We start from the raw sequence: 17,957 nt of genomic DNA on the forward strand, positions 1-17,957 counted from the left end.
GGGGTGCGAATACGGCCCGTTTTGGCGATAGAATCGACTCGGGAGCGCACTGCCAGGGAGGGTCAGTGATCGAGTCTCAGTGGATCCGACAGCCGGTGTTGGCCATGGTCTATGCGTTGGCCGGCGTCTTGGCGAGCATGTTCCCCGGACCGGTGGCCGGCGAACTCACCATTGCCTTCCCCGCTGTCGTGGCCTTGCTCGGCTGGCTGGCCTGCGGCCCCTGGGCGCTTATCGGCGTGTCCGTCGGCGCGCTGTTTTTTGGCATGATCAGCGACCCGTTGCTCGGCTCGCTGCCTCGCTCGGACGCCTTTGTGGGCGCGCTGTTCGGGCTTGTTGGCGCCAATGTTCAGGCCCTGCTCGGGGCGGTATTGACCCGACGTTTCGTGCCCGGCTGGAAACAGCTCACCCATGTATTCGATGCACTGCGCGTGTTCTTTTTCGCCGGCGCACTGGCCGCCTTGCCGTGGGCGGTGCTTCGCCTTGCGCTGCGCTATTTGGGCGATTTTCCGCTGTTTGTGAGTCCCGCCGCCGCGTTTGGCGCGGCCTGGTTGTCGCAAGTGCTTGCGGTGATCGCCGTGTTGCCGATCGTGCTCAGCCTGAGCTGGCGCGGCGATGCGCCGTTGCGCACGCGCTTGGCGTCGCTGGTGATTCCGGCCGGCGCGGTGCTGCTCGCGGTGCTGGCTTTGTATCGCGTGGCCTTTGATGTAGAGCACCAGCGGCAAGCCGCGCGATTCGAGGCCGTGGGGGCCGCGATCAGCCACCGGTTTCAGGATCGCGTGGGCGAGGTCATGGCTGCGCTCGACGGAGTGGATCGTTTTCTCGAAGTGGATGCGACGCCGACACGGCGTACTTTCCATCGCTTGGCCGACGCCGCCGTGCAACGCGCGCCGGGACTGGTGGCCTTGCAATGGGTGCCGCAAGTGGCGGGTCAGGACAGGCGGACTTACGAGACCTTGGCCGAGGCCGACGGGTTGGCAGGGTTTGTATTTCGTGAGTATGAGGTGGGGGGCAGTGTGACGCCGGCGCGTGCGCGCGAGGTGCATTTCCCGGTGTATTTCTCGGTGCCCCGGCAGCGCAGTCCCTATCGTCTTGGCGTGGATCTGGCCTCGATTCCGACGCTTGAGCATGCCATCTCGAAAGCACCCGACGCCGGGCTGCGTGTGCTTGGCCCCGTGGCCATGCCGGTTTCAAGCAATGCGCGCGTGGCGGAAGAAGTCATGTTGCTGATGTCGCCCGTTTTCCAGGACACCGGCGCGGCGGGCGGCCCGGTGTTTGGGGGCTTGATCGTGGGCGTGCTGGGTTTGACGCCTTTGATGACATCGGTGGTGGCCGATTTTGATCTGACCGGTCTGTTCGTGTCCTTGTCGGACGCCAGCGACGGTGCGGGCAATGGCCGCTTGTATCCAGCGGCACTGCGACCGGTCAGCGATGGCTTTGTCTTGACCGACACCATTGCCGTCGGCGACCGGGTATGGCAACTGCGCCTGGCCTCCGATGCCAGGTTTGATGCGGCCGATGGCCTGCCTTTGCTGTGGATCGCTATGATCGGCAGCGCGATTTTTTTCGCACTGCTGCATGGTTTTTTGCTGACGGTCAGTGGCCAGCGCGTCGAAGTGGCCCGCCAGATTGGTGAAGCCACGGCCAGACTCACGCGAGAGGTCGAAGAGCGGCGGCGCATTGAAGCCATCCTGCGTCAGAGCGATGCCCGAATGAGCGGGGTTTTTCAGGCGGTGGTCGATGGCATCGTGATTATCGACGAGTCTGGCGTGATCGATTCGGCCAATCCGGCGGTCACCGGGATTTTCGGCTGGACGCCGCTGGAGCTCGTTGGCCGGAATGTCAGCATGTTGATGCCGGAACCTTTTCAGAGCGCACACGACGGCTACCTCGACACCTATCGGCGCACCGGGCGCAAAAATACCATTGGTTTTCATCGCACGGTTGAAGGCTTGAGGAAGGATGGCAGCCGGTTTCCTGTCGAGCTCACCGTGTCCGAGCTGGTGCTCGCCGATCGCAAGCTGTTTGTCGGCTTGTTGCGCGACATCACCGATCGCGTGGCGTCGGCAGAACAGGCGCGGCAGTTCAATGAGCAGCTTCAGGACATGGTCGGCGCGCTCGAGCGTCGTGACGGCGAACTGACTGAGCTGAACCGAATCAATGAGCAGTTGATGGCCTGCAATGACCGCAATGAGGCGGCCGAGGTGGTGCGCCTGGCGATGGCGCGCATCTTTTCGGGGACCTCGGGGCGCATCGTGGCGCATGTGCCTGGTCAGCGCGATGGTCATTTGGCGGACTGGGTGAGCTGGGGCGATGCCGCCGATATGGCCAGTCTGGTGCATCCCAACGAGTGCTGGGCCGTTCGGCAGGGTCGCAGCTACGAAGTAGTGGCGACCGAGGCCTTGGTGAAGTGCACCCATCTCGACCCGGCCCTCGGGCCGTACATGTGCGTTCCGCTCATGGTTCAGGGGCGTGCCCACGCTTTGGTCACGCTGGCGTTTGGAAACATGAGTGAGCTGCAGCGACGCAACATCCGGCGCCTGTTGGGGGCGGTGGCCGAGAGCGTGAACCTGGCGCTGTCAAACCTCAATTTGCGTGAGATTTTGCGCGATCAGGTGGTGCGCGATCCGCTCACCCAGCTCTACAACCGGCGCTACATGGAAGAGGCCTTGTCGCGCGAGGTCAAACGGGCGCGGCGCAATGGCAGTTTGCTTGCTTGCACCGTGATCGACCTCGACCACTTCAAGGCCATCAATGACGCCTACGGCCACGACGTGGGCGACGAAGTGCTACGGCGCATGGCCGACGCGCTCAATCGCTGGTTCCGAAGTAGCGATACGGTGTGCCGCTATGGCGGCGAAGAGTTTGTGGTGATCATGCCCGAGCAGTCGGGTGACACAATCAGTGAACGCATGCAGGCACTGCAGGTGCACTTTGCCGACGAGGTGTTCCACGCCGGCTCACGGCGCTTTACGCGCTGCACCTTCTCAGTGGGTGTGGCAGTCGACTCCGGGGACGACATCGATGCCACCGCATTGCTCAAACTGGCCGACAACGCGCTGTACGCCGCCAAGGCCGCCGGCCGGAACCGGGTCGTCGTGGCGGACGATTGACTCGAAGCGCGTCGGCGCTAAGCGGCGTAGCGGTCAGTCGCGCGAATGAGCTGATCCAGAATGCCCGGCTCCGAATAGGCATGACCGGCGCCTTCAATGAGGTGAAAATCGGCTGCCGGCCACGCCTTGTGCAGCGCCCAGGCAGTGCGCAGCGGGCAAGGCATGTCGTATCGGCCGTGCACGATGGTGCCGGGGATACCGTGCAGCATGTGCGCGTCGCGCAGCAACTGGCCGTCTTCTAGCCAGGCCAGGTGCGAGAAATAGTGGTTTTCGATGCGCGCAAAGGCGAGCGCAAAGTGGTCTTCGCCAAAGCCAGCGGCAAAGTCCGCATCGGGCAGCAGTTTGATCGTGCTGCCCTCCCAGGTGCTCCACGCGCGTGCGGCGGCAATCTGCGCCACGGGGTCGTTCCCCGTCAGCCGCTTGCGATAGGCCGCCATCAGGTTGTCACGCTCCGGTTCGGGAATCGGGGCGATAAACGCCTCCCACTTGTCCGGATACATCTCCGAGACGCCGAAGTGGTAGTACCAGTCGAGCTCGGCCTGAGTCACCGTGTAGACGCCGCGCAACACCAGCTCGCTGACGCGATCCGGATGGGTCTCGGCATAGGCCAGCGCCAGCGACGAGCCCCACGATCCACCGAACACCAGCCATTTTTCGACGCCCGCCAATTCGCGCAAACCTTCGATGTCGGCCACCAGATGCCAGGTGGTGTTCGCCTCAAGGCAGGCATGCGGCGTCGACTGCCCGCAACCGCGCTGATCAAACAGCAGCACGTCGTAGCGCGCGGGGTCGAACAGCCGGCGATGATCCGCCGACATCCCCCCGCCTGGGCCCCCGTGCAGAAACACCGCCGGCTTCGCGCCCGGCGTGCCCACGCGCTCGTAGTAGATGCGGTGGCCATCGCCCACGTCGAGGTGGCCGGTGGCATAGGGTTCGATGGCGGGGTAGAGGGTGCGCAGCGAAGTCATGGCGGGACGAGGGCGTGGGTGATGGCGACATTATGTCGCGTGTGCCTGTGCCTGTGCCACCACCAGATAAGCCTGCGAACCGGCGCATTCGGCGCTAAAAATATAGATGAAGGAATCACTTTGCAGGAGGGGGGCCAGCCACCACCGCGCCCCCGTAAGGAGACTGTCATGAGCTTCATCGATTCACCGATCGGCCGCTGCGAGAAGGTGCGCGAAATGGTCTTGCTCGACGAGACTCAGCAGGAATGCGCTTACGAGCACGGCTGCCCACCGGGGCGGGACTGCCCGCTTGAAGGCTGCTTTGCGCGAGTCAGCGGCATGTCTGACGCCCACGCCGAAGCGGTGGCCGGGAAGAAAACCCGCGGATAAGCCGCCTGCGTCACGAGGGCAGACGGCATGTCGGCGCGGTAAAAGTGAACTAGCGGCGGAATTCGTCAAGCGTTTGCCAAACGCGAGGGTAGGGCGGATAAGCGAAGCGCATCCGCCATCGGTGCCGCGTCGGTGCCGAGTCGGGCGGACGCCCCGCGCTTATCTGCCTTGCATCAATTCGCCGGGACGTCGATCCCCCGCGCCCCCAGCCAGTGCCGGTCGATCTCCCATGCCACGGTCTTGACGCCCGGCTGCTTCATCACAATGTCGCGCGCCTCGAACTGCAGGCTTGCCAGTTCCTTTTGCGCCGCGATGAAGGCGGCGTCGTTGGTGTCGAGCACGTTGATGTTGGGGTAAAGCACCTTGATGACGCGGGTCACTGACACATCGCGGCTGCGCGGCGTGCTCATCACGGCTTTGCCGTCCTCAACCCGCAGCACGCGGAAGGGATAGGGGTAGGCCTTGAGCGCGGCGCTGCCTTCGGCCGCAATCGCCGCGTTGAGCGTGCGTGCCTGGCTGTCGGGGCGCTGGATGAACCAGTCGACCGCCCAGGCCACGACGATCGCGAGGGCGATCAACTGCCAGGTGCGGAGTTTGAAGCGTGTCTTCATGGGGCGTTTTCCTGCTCACACGGGGGGCTCGTTGGAGCGTGTATGGACCTGCGGTGTCGATGTGCGTTCATCCCGTCGCGGGTGGGCGCCGGTTTACGTTGCGCTACCACGGCTCGGCCGATGGCCGCACATCCTGTTCAAAAGTCCAGGCGCTGCGCGGCTGCCGGTGGAGCTGCCAGTAAACCTCGGCCAGATCGTCCGGCTTGACGACGCCGTCCTCGCCCTTGCTGGCGTAGAGCGCCGGCATGAGTTGGGCGGTGTTGGCGTTTTCAATCAAGCCATCGACCACCACATGCGCGACATGAATGCCTTGCGGCCCCAACTCACGCGCCATGCTCTGTGCCAGCGCGCGCAAGGCGTGCTTGCCGCCGGCAAAGGCCGCAAACCCAATGCCGCCGCGCAGGCTGGCCGAGGCGCCGGTAAAAAGAATCGTGCCGCGCTGGCGGCTCAGCATGCGCTTGGCCACTTCGCGCCCGACCAGAAAACCGGCAAAGGCGCACATCTCCCACACCTTGCGATAGACCTGCGCCGTGGTCTCGGCAATACCGAAGCGCACGTTGCCGCCCACGTTGAAAACGGTCACCGTAATGGGCCCCAGAGTGGCCTCCACGTGTTCGATGAGCTCAATCACCTGCTGCTCGTCGCGCGCGTCGGAGTGTATGGCGGTGGCGTCCGCGCCGAGCGCCTGAACGTCGCGCACCAGTGATTCCATGTCGCCCCGACGGCGAGTCGCCACAATGTCGTAGCCCTCGCGCGCAAAGCGCTTGGCTATCGCCGCGCCGAGGTGGTCACCCGCGCCGACGATGAGCGCGATGGGTCGGGTATTGCTTGCCATGCTCAGTCTCCTGTGTCTGCGTGCGTGTCGTGCGGCACGCCTGTCATACCGCAGACCTTACGCCGTTTCAGTTCACCATGCCGGCGGCCAGCTTCTCCTGATCAATCTCCGCGCGCGCCTGTCGCACCACACTGGTGGACGCGGTCAGTGCCAATCCGGCCACCACGGCCGCCACCAGCAAATCGGGCCAGGCCGAGCCGGTGCCGAACACGCCGAATGCGGCCAGCACGATGGCCACGTTCACGATCGCGTCATTGCGGCTGCACAGCCACACCGAGCGCATGTTCGCGTCGCCATCGCGGTAGGCGTAAAGCATGATCGCCACCAATACGTTGGCCGCCAGCGCCACCAACCCGATCACGCCCATGGTGATCGCCTCGGGCGGCACGCCTGCCATCGCCGCCCACAGCGTCTTGCCCAGCACGAACAGCCCGTAGGCGCCCATGGTGAATCCCTTCACCAGCGCCGCCCGCGCCCGCCACAGCAGGCCCATCGACAGCACGGCGAGCGAGATTCCGTAGTTGGCGGCATCGCCGGCAAAGTCCACCGCATCGGCCAGCAGCGACACCGAGCCCGAGCGCATTCCGCCAACGATCTCAACGATGAACATCAGCGCGTTGATCACCAGCGCAATCCACAAGGCCCGCCGGTAACGCGGCCCCACCATCGGCGCCGGTGACCCACACCCATCGTTGCAACAGCCCGCCATTGCCTTCACTCCAGTGTTTCAATATGCCTATTTGAAACCCTGAAGCCACTCCAGGGTCAACCGTCGCAAGCCAAACAAATCAGAGGACAGCCCGATGCGCATCGGAGAACTCGCCCAGTCCTGCTGCGTGGATGCAGACACCATCCGCTTCTATGAGAAACGGGGCCTGTTGCCACCGCCTCAAAGGCAAAGCAACGGCTACCGTAGCTTTGACACCCAGCACGTTGAACGCCTCGCCTTCATCCGCCATTGCCGCGCGCTCGACATGTCGCTGGCCGAGATCCAGCGCCTGCTCGACGCCGGCAGCCACCCCGATGCCGACTGCGGCGACATCAATGCCTTGATCGACAACCACCTCGACACGCTCCGCCAGCGCATCGCCAGCATGCAAGCGCTGGAGCAGCAATTACAGGCACTGCGAAGCCGCTGCGGCGAACATCGCGCGGTGGAGGCCTGTGGAATTCTGAATGAATTGACGGCGGTGGCCATCGGGTCGGTGAGTGATGGCGCGGGCGTCGAGATTGGCCCTGGTGCTGACGATGGCGCCGGAGAGCGATGAATGCCAGGGCGTGTTCCGCGGCGTGGGTGATCGAAAGTTGCAGATCGTCGAGTGTGCGGGTGACGAGGTCAGGTGAGAAGCGCTTGTCGCGCAGTGCGGCGAGCACGCCCCGATCCGTCAGCTCACCCGGACTTCGACCTCCATCCCCGCGAACGCATCTGCTGCGCCCACGTAGCTGCCAGACACCGGCATCAATTGACGGATGTCGCGGGCCACGGCGACCGGCACCAGATTGAATCCGCCGATGCTGCGATTGGTGGGGTCGAAGTTGATCCAGCCCGCGCCAGGTACATACACCTCTGCCCATGCGTGGGTGGATCCGGAGCCCGCGGAACCGGTCGCCGTATTTTGCGGGTCGTACAGATAGCCGGAGACGATCCGGGCGCCCATGTCCAGACTGCGCACGGCTTCGGCGAACAGAACGGCGAAGTCGCGGCACGAACCCCGCCCGCGATCGAGCGATTCGATCGGCGTCTGGGTGCCTTCGCTTTCACGCACTTCGTAGAGCAATGATTCCGACACGCCGTGGCTGATCGCTTTCAGCAATTCGAGCGTGTCGGGCGCGGCGCCGTGCACGAATGATCGGGCCCACTTCTGGACGCGGCCCATCGGGTCAAGGTATTGCTGGATCGCGAGGCCGCCCAGATCTGCGCGATCATCGTTGGAATAGAAGAAGGGGTAGCTGAGGGCAGTCGCCGCGATATTGAAGATCGGCCAGGGGTTGGCGGTGAGATCCAGCGCGAGATTGCTTTCAATCCGCAATGCGTCGGTCTTGCCGGTGAACGATGCCGTCGCGACAGCATTGCCCGAGACATCGTGCGCCCAGGCGATTGTCGCGTCGGGAGACACCTGCACGGCGTGCGACATGAGTTGCAGTTCGCGGCTTTCTCTGGGGCGCAGCATCAGCCGGTGCGGATTCAGGCTGACCGGCGTGCGGTAGTGATAGACCGTTGTATGGCTGATTTGTATTCGAGTCACGGCGGTGCGGCGCTCCTTGTGAGCAAGCAGACTAACACTTTGGCTGCCGTCTCCCGGATGCGGCGATGCGCAATCCTGGGTTGGCGCTTGATTCCGACAGGTCCGGGTGGCGGCGCTGCGGGTCTTTTCCGGGTCACGACCGCCGCTGGCATCTGTGCGGCGGGTTGGGTGGGCGCTGCCGCCGACAATCAAGTGGACCGCGGTGACGGACCTTCGGTGAAATCAATGTCAGTTTTTGCGCTTTGTGTCGGCGGCTGACGGGCGTCCTGGAGTGGCGGCTGCAGGCCGCGCACGCGGATCCGGTGCATTGTCCCCCGCCGCCTGTATCCGCGATCGTAGTTCGTCGGCCGCGTGTTGCGCACGCGCCGACAGCGGCCACTCGGCCCGATGAATCAACCACAAGGTATCGACCACCGTCGGTTCGCCTGCGATGACCTGGATCGCCTCCGGCCGTGCGAAAGCCTGCCGTGCGTAGCGCGGGAGTACGGTGAAACCCAGCCCGAGAGCAACGGGTTCGGGGATGAGGGCGATCTGGTTGGTGAAGCCGGTGCAGCGTAGCGTGCGAATGCCGGGGGCGCCGGGGAAGCGGCGGGTGAGCAGGCGGCTGGCCATGGCGTGGCCGTCGGGGTGGTTGATGAAGCCGAGGGCGTCGAGGTCGGTCCAGGTGCGGGCGGGCACGCCAGCGGGGGCGATGAGTTCGAGCGGCTCTTCGGCGAAGCGGGTGACGGTGAGGCGTGGGTCGTCGGGCTTGAGCGTGACGAGGCCGAGCTCGAAGTGGTTGTCGAGCACCGCGGTGAGCACGTCGTGGTCGGGGGCGAAGCGGTGGCGAATACTGAGGCCGGGGTGGCGTTGCTGGAGGTCGAGTAAATGGGGGTAGAGGGCGAGGCCGATGCTGCCGGGGGTGATGAGGCTGATCTCGCCGCGGGTGGGGTCGTTGTCGCTGAGGCGCCGGTGCAGGCGCGCGTCGGCGGCGCCGACGTCGGTGCAGTAGTCGAGCAGGGCACGGCCGGCGGGGGTGAGTTCGATCTGGCGGGGGCGGCGGATGAGCAGCGGACCGAGCTGCGCTTCGAGCCGCTGTACATGCTGGCTGACGGCGGCCTGGGTGAGGTCGAGGCGCTCGGCGGTTCGGGTGAAGTTGCCCAATTCGGCGAGGGTGCTGAAGCTGCGCAGCCATTGCGGATTTAGCATAATGAACAGTTATCGAAATTATCAGTTATGACTCATTGTTGATTATCGCTGTGCACACCTAGACTGGCTACTGTTCATTCAAACGGAGTTGCCATCATGTCGCACACGTATCCGCGCAGTTTTTCCCACATTGGCCTGTCGGTGACGGATCTCGACGCCGCCGTGAAGTTCTACACTGAGGTGATGGGCTGGTACCTGATCATGCCGCCGACCACCATCACCGAAGACGATTCGGCCATCGGCGTGATGTGCACCGATGTGTTCGGCGCCGATTGGGGTTCGTTCCGCATCGCGCATCTGTCGACGGGCGATCGCATCGGGGTGGAGATTTTCGAATTCCGCAACGCGCAGAAGCCGGACAACAATTTTGAGTACTGGAAGAGCGGCGTCTTCCACTTCTGCGTGCAGGACCCGGACGTGGAAGGCTTGGCCGCGAAAGTGGTGGCGGCCGGCGGAAAGCAGCGCATGCCGGTGCGCGAGTACTTTCCGGGCGAGAAGCCCTACCGCATGGTGTACATGGAAGACCCGTTCGGCAACATCCTGGAGATCTACAGCCACAGCTATGAGCTGACGTATGCGGCCGGGGCGTATCAGAGGTAGGGCCGTGCTTTGGGTGGTGGGGCGGTGGCGGCGGATGACGCTGCGCTCATCCGCCCTACAGCATGAGCGAAGCGGAGGCGGTAACGCTACGCGCGAGTGCGGCGCGGGGCTTTGCGGGTTGGCTCGGCTTGTGTGTTGAAAATGCCCTGCGCGGCGGCCTTGAGGAGTTTCTGGAAGCTGGGGCAGGCGGCGTGGCTGGGGGCGGGGCAGGCGGCGGCGTGGCGCAGGCCGTTGCTGACGGCGCGCAGGCGCTTGATGAGGGCGTCGATCTCGTCCGCCTTGGCCGACAGTAATTGTCGGTCGATGTTGGGCTCGCCGTCCGGCGAGAGCATGGCGTGCACTTCGTCGAGCGATAGGCCGGCGGCCTGGCCGAGGGCGATGAGCGCGAGCTGGTCGAGCACGCCGGGCGCAAAGCGGCGGCGCAGGCCGTCGCGCCCGACCGAATGGATGAGCCCGCGCTTTTCGTAATAGCGCAGCGTCGAGGCGGGCACGCCGGTGCGTTTGGCGACTTCTGCAATGTCCATTCAAGACCCCTTGACTTGAAGTTGACTTCAACTTTTAGAGTGTTCTCTACAAGCCAGTTAGTCAACGATCAAGGAGGTTCTCATGTCACTGCTTCAAGACATTATCAAGGTGGTTTTCATTGGTGCCGGCGCGACCGTGGTCATGGACCTGTGGCTCGCGCTGTTGCGCCGCTTTGGCATCCAGGGGCTGAACTTTGCCCTGCTGGGGCGTTGGGCGGGGCATCTGGGGCGCGGCACGCTGGTGCATCCGGCCATTGCCAAGTCGGCGCCCATTGCGGGCGAGCGTGCGCTGGGCTGGGCGGTGCACTACGCCGTGGGCGTGGTGTTTGCCGCGGTGCTGGTGGCGGCCTTCGGCATGGCGTGGCTGCTGCGCCCAACCCTGTTGCCGGCGTTGCTGTTTGGCGTGGCGACGGTGGTGGCGCCGCTGTTTGTGATGCAGCCGGCCATGGGCGCGGGGTTTGCCGCGTCGAAAACCCCCACGCCGCTGAAGAACTGCGCGCGCAGCGTGGTGAACCATGCGGTGTTTGGCCTGGGCTTGTACCTTTCCGCCGTGCTCGTGGTCGCGCTTGCGCGCTGAGCCGGTGTTCTTCTGACGTTTTGGGAGTTTCCAACATGCATACGATTGCCATTGCCTATCACAGTGCCCACGGCCATACCGAGCATATTGCCCGGCACATTGCCGACGGCGCCCGCACGCTGGCGTGCATCCGGGCCGATCTGCTCCAGGCGGAGGCGCTGACCGCCGCGCCGGATGTGCTGACCGGCTACGACGGCGTGATCCTCGGCTCGCCCACCTATCTGGGCGGCGTATCGGGGCCCTTCAAGTCCTTCATGGACGCGACCGGCCGCCTGTGGCGCACGCAACGGCTGCGCGGCAAGCTCGCCGCTGGCTTTACGGTGTCGTCGCTGCCGGCGGGCGACAAGCAGTCGACGCTGATGTCGATGTTCGTGTTCTGCATGCAGCACGGCATGCTGTGGGCGGGAAACCCGGTGCTGCCCGAGCAGCACGATGGGGTGCCCTATGACGAGGCGGCGAATCGGCTGGGGTCGTGGTCGGGCTTGATGGCGCAGGCCGGGCATGGGGCGGCGGCTGATGCCTTCGTGCCCGGCGACATCAAATCGGCACGGCTGTTCGGGGTGCATTTTGCGCAGGCGCTGCAGCGCCTGGGGGGCACGGTTGGCGTGCGTTCGGAACAGGAGGTGTGCGCATGATTCCCGCAAAATTCGGATCGGCCCTGTTCAGCTTGATTCTGTCGGGCTTGATGTCGCTTATGGTGTCTGGCATCGCGACATTTCGCGCGACGGGCTTTTCGCCCGACTTTCTCGGCCTGTGGGTTGGCGCGTGGCTCACCGCGTGGCTGTTTGCCTTTCCGGCGGTGATGCTGGTGTCGCCGGTGGCGCGGCGGATGGTCGGGGCACTGGTGGCAAAGGCGTGAGACGCATCGCCGGCATGAAAAACCCCACGCGCCCTTGGCGGGCGGCGTGGGGTTGTTGCGTCAGGCTCAGGTGAATCAGGCCAGATCGAAACGGTCGGCGTTCATCACCTTGGTCCAGGCGGCGACAAAGTCCTGCACGAACTTCGCCTTGTTGTCGTCCTGGGCATACACCTCGGCGTAGGCGCGCAGGATCGAGTTGGAGCCGAAGACGAGGTCGACCCGGGTGGCCGTCCATTTGACGGCGCCGGTATTGCGGTCACGAATCTCATACTGATTCTTGCCGGTCGGCTTCCAGGTGTTGGCCATGTCGGTGAGATTGACGAAGAAGTCGTTCGTCAGTGTGCCGACGCGGTCGGTGAAGACGCCGTGCTGACTGCCGCCGTGGTTGGTGCCGAGCACGCGCATGCCGCCGACCAGCGCGGTCATTTCAACCGCGGTGAGGCCCATGAGCTGTGTGCGGTCGAGCAGCAGCTCTTCGGCGCTGACGACGTAGTCACTCTTGAGCCAGTTGCGGTAGCCGTCGTGCAGGGGTTCGAGCACGTCGAAGGATTCGGCGTCGGTCTGCGCGTCGGTGGCGTCGCCGCGGCCCGGAGAGAAGGGCACGCTGACGCTTACGCCGGCAGCCTTGGCGGCCTGCTCGATGCCCACATTGCCTGCCAGCACGATCACGTCGGCCACGCTGGCGCCGCTGCTCTTGGCGATGGGTTCGAGTACGGCCAGCACTTTGGCCAGCCGCGCCGGTTCGTTGCCTGCCCAGTCCTTCTGCGGGGCGAGGCGGATGCGTGCGCCGTTGGCCCCGCCGCGCATGTCAGAGCCGCGATAGGTGCGCGCGCTGTCCCAGGCGGTGGCAACCATGTCGCTGATGCTCAGGCCGCTGGCGGCGATTTTGGCCTTGACGGCGGCCACGTCGTAATCCGTGCTCCCGACCGGCACCGGGTCTTGCCAGATCAGGTCTTCAGCCGGCACTTCGGGGCCGATGTAGCGTGCCTTGGGGCCCATGTCGCGGTGGGTGAGCTTGAACCAGGCACGGGCGAACACGTCGTTGAAGTAGGCCGGGTCTTTATGGAAGCGCTCGGAGATGGCGCGGTAGGCCGGGTCCATCTTCATGGCCATGTCGGCGTCGGTCATGATCACGCGGCTGTGCTGCGCGGGGTCTTCGGCGTCGGGCGGTATGTCGCCTTCGGCGAGGTCGACCGGCTCCCACTGCCAGGCACCGGCGGGGCTCTTTTTCAGCTCCCACTCGTGGTTGAGCAGCATGTCGAAGTAGCCGTTGTCCCACTGGGTCGGGTGGGTGGTCCATGCGCCTTCAAGGCCGCTGGTGACCGCGTCGCGGCCGACGCCGCGGGTGCTGTGGTTCATCCAGCCGAAGCCTTGCTCCTCGACGTCGGCACCTTCCGGGGCGGGGCCGAGCAGCGCGGCGTCGCCGTTACCGTGGGCCTTACCGACCGTGTGACCGCCGGCGGTGAGGGCGACGGTTTCTTCATCGTTCATGGCCATGCGGGCGAAGGTCACGCGCACGTCGTGTGCGGTCTTGAGCGGGTCGGGCTTGCCGTCGACGCCTTCGGGGTTCACATAGATGAGGCCCATCATCACCGCGGCCAGCGGGTTTTCGAGGTCGCGCTCGCCAGAGTAGCGGCTGTTGGGGTTGTCGCTGGGGGCGAGCCATTCCTTTTCGGCGCCCCAGTAGGTGTCCATTTCCGGATGCCAGATGTCCTCGCGGCCAAAGCCGAAACCGAAGGTCTTGAACCCCATCGACTCGTAGGCCACGTTGCCGGCGAGCAGGATGAGGTCCGCCCAGCTGAGCTTGTTGCCGTACTTTTTCTTGATCGGCCAGAGCAGGCGGCGGGCCTTGTCGAGGTTGCCGTTGTCGGGCCAGGAGTTGAGCGGGGCGAAGCGCTGGTTGCCGGTGCCACCGCCCCCACGGCCGTCCGCCGTGCGGTAGGAGCCGGCCGAGTGCCAGGCCATGCGGATCATCAGGCCGCCGTAGTGGCCCCAGTCGGCCGGCCACCAGTCCTGGCTGTCGGTCATCAGCGCGGTGAGGTCGCGCTTGAGCGCGTCGAAATCGAGCGTTTTGACCGCTTCGCGGTAGTTGAAGTCCGCGCCGAGCGGATTGGTTTTGGTGTCGTGCTGGTGAAGAATGTCGAGGTTCAGCGCATTCGGCCACCAGGCCGTGTTGGAAGCCCCGGCGGCTGTTTGGCCGCCGTGCATGACCGGGCATTTGCCGGTTGATGTCGTGTTGTTTGCACTCATGTTCATCTCCTGTCGCGCGTTGTTGTTAGAGGTGCTTGGATGGCGTGCATGCTCGCAAACCATGCCATTCAGTCATGTCTTCAGCTTAGGCTTCTGCGTCTAGGATAAATAGCAATATGTCCTATTGGGTTTGGCTATGGCGGGATAGCAGCCAATAGAAACGTCCCCTGGTGCGGGGGGCGTTATTAGCGACCGTACTGCGGATGGATTCAGGGATGTAGGTTGGGTTGAGCAACGCGAAGCCCAACATACGATGTCCCGAGACGCGCGGATGTTGTGTTGGGCTTCGCTGCGCTCAACCCAACCTACGCACGGGTGCGTACGTCAATCTTTCGACGCGGCGCGCCTAATGAAAAACGCCCCGAAGGGCGTTTTTCATGGGCAATGCGCTGTGGGTATCAGCTCTCGTAGGCGTCCATCGGTACGCATGAGCAGAACAGGTTGCGGTCGCCGTATACATCGTCAATGCGATTGACGCTCGGCCAGAACTTGTTGTCGCCGACCCAGGGCAGCGGGAAGGCGGCCACCTCGCGGGTGTAGGGGCGGTCCCAGTCGCCGATGAGGTCGGCCTGGCTGTGCGGGGCGTGCTTGAGCGGGTTGTTTTCCGCATCCCACTGGCCAGCTTCGATCTTGGCGATTTCGGCGCGGATGCTGATCATGGCGTCGATGAAACGGTCCAGCTCGGCCTGGCTCTCGGATTCGGTCGGCTCGATCATGATCGTGCCGGCCACCGGGAAGCTCATGGTCGGGGCGTGGAAGCCGTAGTCCATCAGCCGCTTGGCGATGTCCACCTCGCTCACGCCGCAGGCGGCCTTGATGGGGCGGATGTCGATGATGCACTCGTGCGCCACGCGGCCGTTCTCGCCGCTGTACACCACCGGGTAGTGGCCCTTGAGGCGGGTGGCGATGTAGTTGGCGTTGAGGATGGCGATTTCGGTGGCGCGCTTGAGGCCGTCGCCGCCCATCATGGCGATGTACATCCAGCTGATCGGCAGGATGCTGGCCGAGCCGTAGGGCGCAGCGCTGACGGCGCTCTGGCCGGCGTGCGGGCCGTCGATTGGCTGCACCACATGGTTGGCCATGAAGGGCGCCAGGTGCGCGGCCAGACCGATGGGGCCCATGCCCGGGCCGCCGCCGCCGTGCGGGATGCAGAAGGTCTTGTGCAGGTTCATGTGGCTGACGTCGGCGCCGATGGTGGCGGGCGAGGTCAGGCCGACCTGGGCGTTCATGTTGGCGCCGTCCATGTACACCTGGCCGCCGTTGGCATGCACGGCATCGCAGATATCGCGGATGCCGGCTTCGAAGACGCCGTGGGTCGAGGGGTAGGTGATCATCAGGCAGGCGAGGTTGGCGCTGTGCTGCTCGGCCTTGGCCTTGAGGTCGGCGACGTCGACGTTGCCATTGTCGTCACACTCGACGGCGACCACTTTCATACGGCACATCTGTGCCGTGGCGGGGTTGGTGCCGTGGGCTGATTTGGGGATCAGGCAGATGTCGCGGTGCTGCTCGCCTCGGCTGTCGTGGTAGCGGCGGATGGCGAGCAGGCCGGCGTATTCGCCCTGCGCACCGGAGTTGGGCTGCATGGAGATGGCGGCAAAGCCGGTGATGGCGCGCAGGTAGGCGTCGAGCGAGCCAATCATTTCCAGATAGCCCTGCGCCTGGTCGATGGGTGCGAAGGGATGGATGTTGCCAAACTCGGGCCAGGTGACCGGGATCATCTCGGCGGTGGCGTTGAGTTTCATGGTGCACGAGCCGAGCGAGATCATCGAGTGATCGAGCGCGAGGTCCTTGTTTTGCAGGCGCTTGAGGTAGCGCAGCATCTCGTGTTCGGTGTGGTGGCTGTTGAATACCGGGTGCGACAGAATCGCGTCGGTGCGGCGCAGCGCATCGGGCAGGGCACCGGCACGGGCGGCCACGACGGCGTCGAGCGCGGCCACGTCGGCGGCTTGGCCGGTGAGCAGTTGCAGCAGGGCGGCGACATCGGCGGCGGTGTGGGTTTCGTCAAAGGCCAGGCCGATGGTGTTGGCGTCGACAAAGCGCAGGTTGTAACCCGCGGCGATGGCGGCGGACAGCACCCCGGCGGTGGCCTCGCCGGTGTTGACGGTCAGCGTGTCGAAGAAGGCACGGTTGAGCGGCGCCATGCCGGCCTGGGTCAGCCCTTCGGCCATGATCGCGGCGAGGCGGTGGATGCGCCCGGCGATGGTGCGCAGGCCGTCCGGGCCGTGATACACGGCGTAGAAGCCGGCCATGTTGGCCAGCAGGACCTGCGAGGTGCAGATGTTGGAGTTGGCCTTTTCGCGGCGGATGTGTTGCTCGCGGGTTTGCAGGGCCATGCGCAGCGCGGTCTTGCCACGGGCGTCGACCGACACGCCGATGATGCGGCCGGGCACCGAGCGCTTGTGCGCGTCGCGGGTGGCAAAGAAGGCGGCGTGCGGGCCACCGAAGCCCATGGGTACGCCGAGACGTTGGGCCGAACCGAGGGCGATGTCGGCACCCATTTCGCCGGGCGACTTGACCAGTACCTGGGCCATCAGATCGCAGGCCACGGCGACCACGGCGCCATTGGCCTTGAGCGCGCTGATGATGTCGGTCAGGTCGACGACTTCGCCGTTCTGGCCGGGGTTTTGCAGCAGCGCGCCGAAGACGTCGGCCTGGGCGGCGTCGGCCGCGGTGCCGAAGACCAGCTCGAAGCCGAACAGCGCGGCGCGGGTGCGCACCACGTCGACTGTCTGCGGCCAGGTGTTGGTGTCGACAAAGAAGGCGTTGCTCTTGCTGCGCGACACACGGCGCGCCATGGCCATGGCTTCGGCGGCGGCGGTGGCTTCGTCGAGCAGCGAGGCGTTTGCCAGTTCAAGCCCGGTGAGGTCGATGACCATCTGCTGGTAGTTGAGCAGGGCTTCGAGGCGGCCTTGGGCGATCTCGGCCTGGTAGGGCGTGTAGGCGGTGTACCAGCCCGGGTTTTCGAGCACGTTGCGCAGGATGACGTTGGGCGTCAGCGTGCCGTAGTAACCCATGCCGATCAGCGATTTCTTGATTACGTTCTTGTCGGCAATGGCCTTGAGCTCGGCCAGGGCAACATGTTCCGGCTTGGCGCTGGCCAGCGGCAGGGGCGCGGCCAGGCGGATGGCCGGCGGCACGGTCTGGCCGATGAGCGCGTCGACGCTGGCGGCGCCGACGGCGTCAAGCATGGACTGGGTTTCAGCCTCGCTCGGGCCGATGTGGCGGTGAATGAAGGCGTCGCGCTGCTCGAGCGTGGACAGGGGGGCAGAGAACGGTGTGATCGACATGGGGCTGGCTTCGCTGTTTTGGGGGGCGCAGGAGTCCATCAGGACTGCGGGCGTGGCGACGCGCTGGCGTGCCACACCCGGGGAGTGCCGGGCTTAGTCGGCAGCGACTTCGGCGTAGGCGGCAGCGTCGAGCAGGGCGTCGACATCCGCAGCGTTGGCGGGCTTGAGCTTGAACAGCCAGTTGGCGTAGGCGTCAGCATTGACCGACTCGGGCGCGTCGAGCGCTTCGTCGTTGGCGGCGACGATTTCGCCCGCGACCGGTGCGTAGATGTCGGAGGCGGCCTTGACCGACTCGACCACGGCGCACTCTTCGCCCGCGGCAACCACGCGACCGGCTTCGGGCAGGTCGAGGAAGACGATGTCACCGAGCGCTTCCTGGGCGTGGTCGGTGATGCCGATGGTGACGGTGCCGTCATCTTCGCGGCGAATCCATTCGTGGCTCTTGGTGTACTTCAGCTCGGCGGGGATGTTCATGGGAATGCGCTCCGGAGAGTTGGATGGGGTCGTGGCCCCCGCAGGGGCCGGGAAAACAA

17 protein-coding genes are annotated in these 17,957 nt (G+C 65.0%); 7 read left to right on the forward strand and 10 right to left on the reverse strand.

The annotated features are described in order from the left end of the window. The first annotated feature begins 65 nt into the window (after nt 1-65). The gene (locus tag FHP89_RS08535) at nt 66-3,110 is read left to right on the forward strand and encodes a diguanylate cyclase (protein WP_144173128.1); all 3,045 of its coding nucleotides are present in this window, start codon (nt 66-68) and stop codon (nt 3,108-3,110) included. Between the two features lie 17 nt (nt 3,111-3,127). On the opposite strand, the gene pip is transcribed toward FHP89_RS08535, so the two are convergent. Next, the gene (pip, locus tag FHP89_RS08540) at nt 3,128-4,078 is read right to left on the reverse strand and encodes a prolyl aminopeptidase (RefSeq protein WP_144173130.1); all 951 of its coding nucleotides are present in this window, start codon (nt 4,076-4,078) and stop codon (nt 3,128-3,130) included. Nucleotides 4,079-4,246: 168 nt separating this feature from the next. Between pip and FHP89_RS08545 the strand changes: the two genes are divergently transcribed. Next, on the forward strand, nt 4,247-4,447 hold the full coding sequence (locus FHP89_RS08545) for a hypothetical protein (RefSeq protein WP_144173132.1): 201 nt from the start codon (nt 4,247-4,249) through the stop codon (nt 4,445-4,447). Between the two features lie 173 nt (nt 4,448-4,620). Here the strand turns inward: FHP89_RS08545 and FHP89_RS08550 are convergent, their stop codons facing one another. From FHP89_RS08550 to FHP89_RS08560, 3 genes are all read right to left on the reverse strand, one after another. Continuing rightward, nucleotides 4,621-5,058, reverse strand: coding sequence for a glutamate-ammonia-ligase adenylyltransferase (locus FHP89_RS08550; RefSeq protein WP_144173134.1), 438 nt, complete (start codon nt 5,056-5,058; stop codon nt 4,621-4,623). Between the two features lie 103 nt (nt 5,059-5,161). Beyond that, nucleotides 5,162-5,893 (reverse strand): SDR family NAD(P)-dependent oxidoreductase, encoded by a 732-nt coding sequence (locus tag FHP89_RS08555; RefSeq protein WP_144173136.1) that lies wholly within the window; start codon nt 5,891-5,893, stop codon nt 5,162-5,164. Between the two features lie 67 nt (nt 5,894-5,960). Further along, entirely contained in the window at nt 5,961-6,602 is a 642-nt protein-coding gene (locus FHP89_RS08560) for a cation transporter (RefSeq protein ID WP_144173138.1), read from the reverse strand. Nucleotides 6,603-6,696: 94 nt separating this feature from the next. On the opposite strand from FHP89_RS08560, the gene cadR reads away from it, so the two are divergent. Next, the gene (gene cadR, locus FHP89_RS08565; protein ID WP_144173140.1) at nt 6,697-7,161 is read left to right on the forward strand and encodes a Cd(II)/Pb(II)-responsive transcriptional regulator; all 465 of its coding nucleotides are present in this window, start codon (nt 6,697-6,699) and stop codon (nt 7,159-7,161) included. Between the two features lie 117 nt (nt 7,162-7,278). Here the strand turns inward: cadR and FHP89_RS08570 are convergent, their stop codons facing one another. Together FHP89_RS08570 and FHP89_RS08575 are read right to left on the reverse strand one after the other, a co-directional pair. Continuing rightward, the gene (locus FHP89_RS08570; protein WP_222105342.1) at nt 7,279-8,331 is read right to left on the reverse strand and encodes a transglutaminase family protein; all 1,053 of its coding nucleotides are present in this window, start codon (nt 8,329-8,331) and stop codon (nt 7,279-7,281) included. 36 nt (nt 8,332-8,367) lie between these two features. Further along, nucleotides 8,368-9,327 carry a LysR family transcriptional regulator gene (locus FHP89_RS08575; RefSeq protein WP_144173147.1) on the reverse strand — a complete coding sequence of 320 codons (960 nt, stop codon included), beginning with the start codon at nt 9,325-9,327 and terminating at the stop codon, nt 8,368-8,370. Between the two features lie 96 nt (nt 9,328-9,423). Here FHP89_RS08575 and FHP89_RS08580 point away from each other — a divergent pair, with 96 nt between their 5' ends. Beyond that, nucleotides 9,424-9,927: a lactoylglutathione lyase family protein gene (locus FHP89_RS08580; protein WP_144173155.1), complete on the forward strand. Its 504-nt coding sequence runs from the start codon at nt 9,424-9,426 to the stop codon at nt 9,925-9,927. Between the two features lie 86 nt (nt 9,928-10,013). Here the strand turns inward: FHP89_RS08580 and FHP89_RS08585 are convergent, their stop codons facing one another. Continuing rightward, on the reverse strand, nt 10,014-10,451 hold the full coding sequence (locus FHP89_RS08585) for a helix-turn-helix domain-containing protein (RefSeq protein ID WP_144173157.1): 438 nt from the start codon (nt 10,449-10,451) through the stop codon (nt 10,014-10,016). Between the two features lie 82 nt (nt 10,452-10,533). Here FHP89_RS08585 and FHP89_RS08590 point away from each other — a divergent pair, with 82 nt between their 5' ends. The 3 genes from FHP89_RS08590 to FHP89_RS08600 are packed head-to-tail and all read left to right on the forward strand — an operon-like array spanning nt 10,534 to nt 11,887. Then, on the forward strand, nt 10,534-11,028 hold the full coding sequence (locus FHP89_RS08590; protein ID WP_144173159.1) for a DUF2938 domain-containing protein: 495 nt from the start codon (nt 10,534-10,536) through the stop codon (nt 11,026-11,028). Nucleotides 11,029-11,063: 35 nt separating this feature from the next. Next, nucleotides 11,064-11,663: a flavodoxin family protein gene (locus FHP89_RS08595; RefSeq protein WP_144173161.1), complete on the forward strand. Its 600-nt coding sequence runs from the start codon at nt 11,064-11,066 to the stop codon at nt 11,661-11,663. Continuing rightward, the gene (locus tag FHP89_RS08600) at nt 11,660-11,887 is read left to right on the forward strand and encodes a DUF2798 domain-containing protein (protein ID WP_144173163.1); all 228 of its coding nucleotides are present in this window, start codon (nt 11,660-11,662) and stop codon (nt 11,885-11,887) included. The genes FHP89_RS08595 and FHP89_RS08600 overlap by 4 nt, the downstream gene beginning before the upstream one ends. Before the next feature lie 75 nt (nt 11,888-11,962). Here FHP89_RS08600 and katG read toward each other — a convergent pair whose 3' ends face one another. The 3 genes from katG to gcvH form a co-directional block, all read right to left on the reverse strand. Next, the gene (katG, locus tag FHP89_RS08605) at nt 11,963-14,137 is read right to left on the reverse strand and encodes a catalase/peroxidase HPI (protein WP_144173165.1); all 2,175 of its coding nucleotides are present in this window, start codon (nt 14,135-14,137) and stop codon (nt 11,963-11,965) included. Nucleotides 14,138-14,535: 398 nt separating this feature from the next. Then, on the reverse strand, nt 14,536-17,424 hold the full coding sequence (gcvP, locus tag FHP89_RS08610) for an aminomethyl-transferring glycine dehydrogenase (RefSeq protein WP_144173167.1): 2,889 nt from the start codon (nt 17,422-17,424) through the stop codon (nt 14,536-14,538). 93 nt (nt 17,425-17,517) lie between these two features. Beyond that, a complete protein-coding gene (gene gcvH, locus FHP89_RS08615; protein ID WP_144173169.1) occupies nt 17,518-17,898 on the reverse strand; it encodes a glycine cleavage system protein GcvH in 381 nt (126 codons plus the stop codon). Nucleotides 17,899-17,957: the final 59 nt, after the last annotated feature.

The organism is Denitromonas ohlonensis, from assembly GCF_007625205.1.
GTDB lineage: Bacteria > Pseudomonadota > Gammaproteobacteria > Burkholderiales > Rhodocyclaceae > Nitrogeniibacter > Nitrogeniibacter ohlonensis.

What these genes read in the sequence shown, in the direction of transcription:
- FHP89_RS08590 (WP_144173159.1), top strand. Translation starts at nt 10,534, where the DNA reads ATGTCACTGCTTCAAGACATTATCAAGGTGGTTTTCATTGGTGCCGGC.
- katG (WP_144173165.1), bottom strand. Translation starts at nt 14,137, where the DNA reads ATGAGTGCAAACAACACGACATCAACCGGCAAATGCCCGGTCATGCAC.
- FHP89_RS08600 (WP_144173163.1), top strand. Translation starts at nt 11,660, where the DNA reads ATGATTCCCGCAAAATTCGGATCGGCCCTGTTCAGCTTGATTCTGTCG.
- FHP89_RS08595 (WP_144173161.1), top strand. Translation starts at nt 11,064, where the DNA reads ATGCATACGATTGCCATTGCCTATCACAGTGCCCACGGCCATACCGAG.
- FHP89_RS08560 (WP_144173138.1), bottom strand. Translation starts at nt 6,602, where the DNA reads ATGGCGGGCTGTTGCAACGATGGGTGTGGGTCACCGGCGCCGATGGTG.
- cadR (WP_144173140.1), top strand. Translation starts at nt 6,697, where the DNA reads ATGCGCATCGGAGAACTCGCCCAGTCCTGCTGCGTGGATGCAGACACC.
- FHP89_RS08575 (WP_144173147.1), bottom strand. Translation starts at nt 9,327, where the DNA reads ATGCTAAATCCGCAATGGCTGCGCAGCTTCAGCACCCTCGCCGAATTG.
- gcvP (WP_144173167.1), bottom strand. Translation starts at nt 17,424, where the DNA reads ATGTCGATCACACCGTTCTCTGCCCCCCTGTCCACGCTCGAGCAGCGC.
- gcvH (WP_144173169.1), bottom strand. Translation starts at nt 17,898, where the DNA reads ATGAACATCCCCGCCGAGCTGAAGTACACCAAGAGCCACGAATGGATT.
- pip (WP_144173130.1), bottom strand. Translation starts at nt 4,078, where the DNA reads ATGACTTCGCTGCGCACCCTCTACCCCGCCATCGAACCCTATGCCACC.
- FHP89_RS08545 (WP_144173132.1), top strand. Translation starts at nt 4,247, where the DNA reads ATGAGCTTCATCGATTCACCGATCGGCCGCTGCGAGAAGGTGCGCGAA.
- FHP89_RS08550 (WP_144173134.1), bottom strand. Translation starts at nt 5,058, where the DNA reads ATGAAGACACGCTTCAAACTCCGCACCTGGCAGTTGATCGCCCTCGCG.
- FHP89_RS08555 (WP_144173136.1), bottom strand. Translation starts at nt 5,893, where the DNA reads ATGGCAAGCAATACCCGACCCATCGCGCTCATCGTCGGCGCGGGTGAC.
- FHP89_RS08580 (WP_144173155.1), top strand. Translation starts at nt 9,424, where the DNA reads ATGTCGCACACGTATCCGCGCAGTTTTTCCCACATTGGCCTGTCGGTG.
- FHP89_RS08585 (WP_144173157.1), bottom strand. Translation starts at nt 10,451, where the DNA reads ATGGACATTGCAGAAGTCGCCAAACGCACCGGCGTGCCCGCCTCGACG.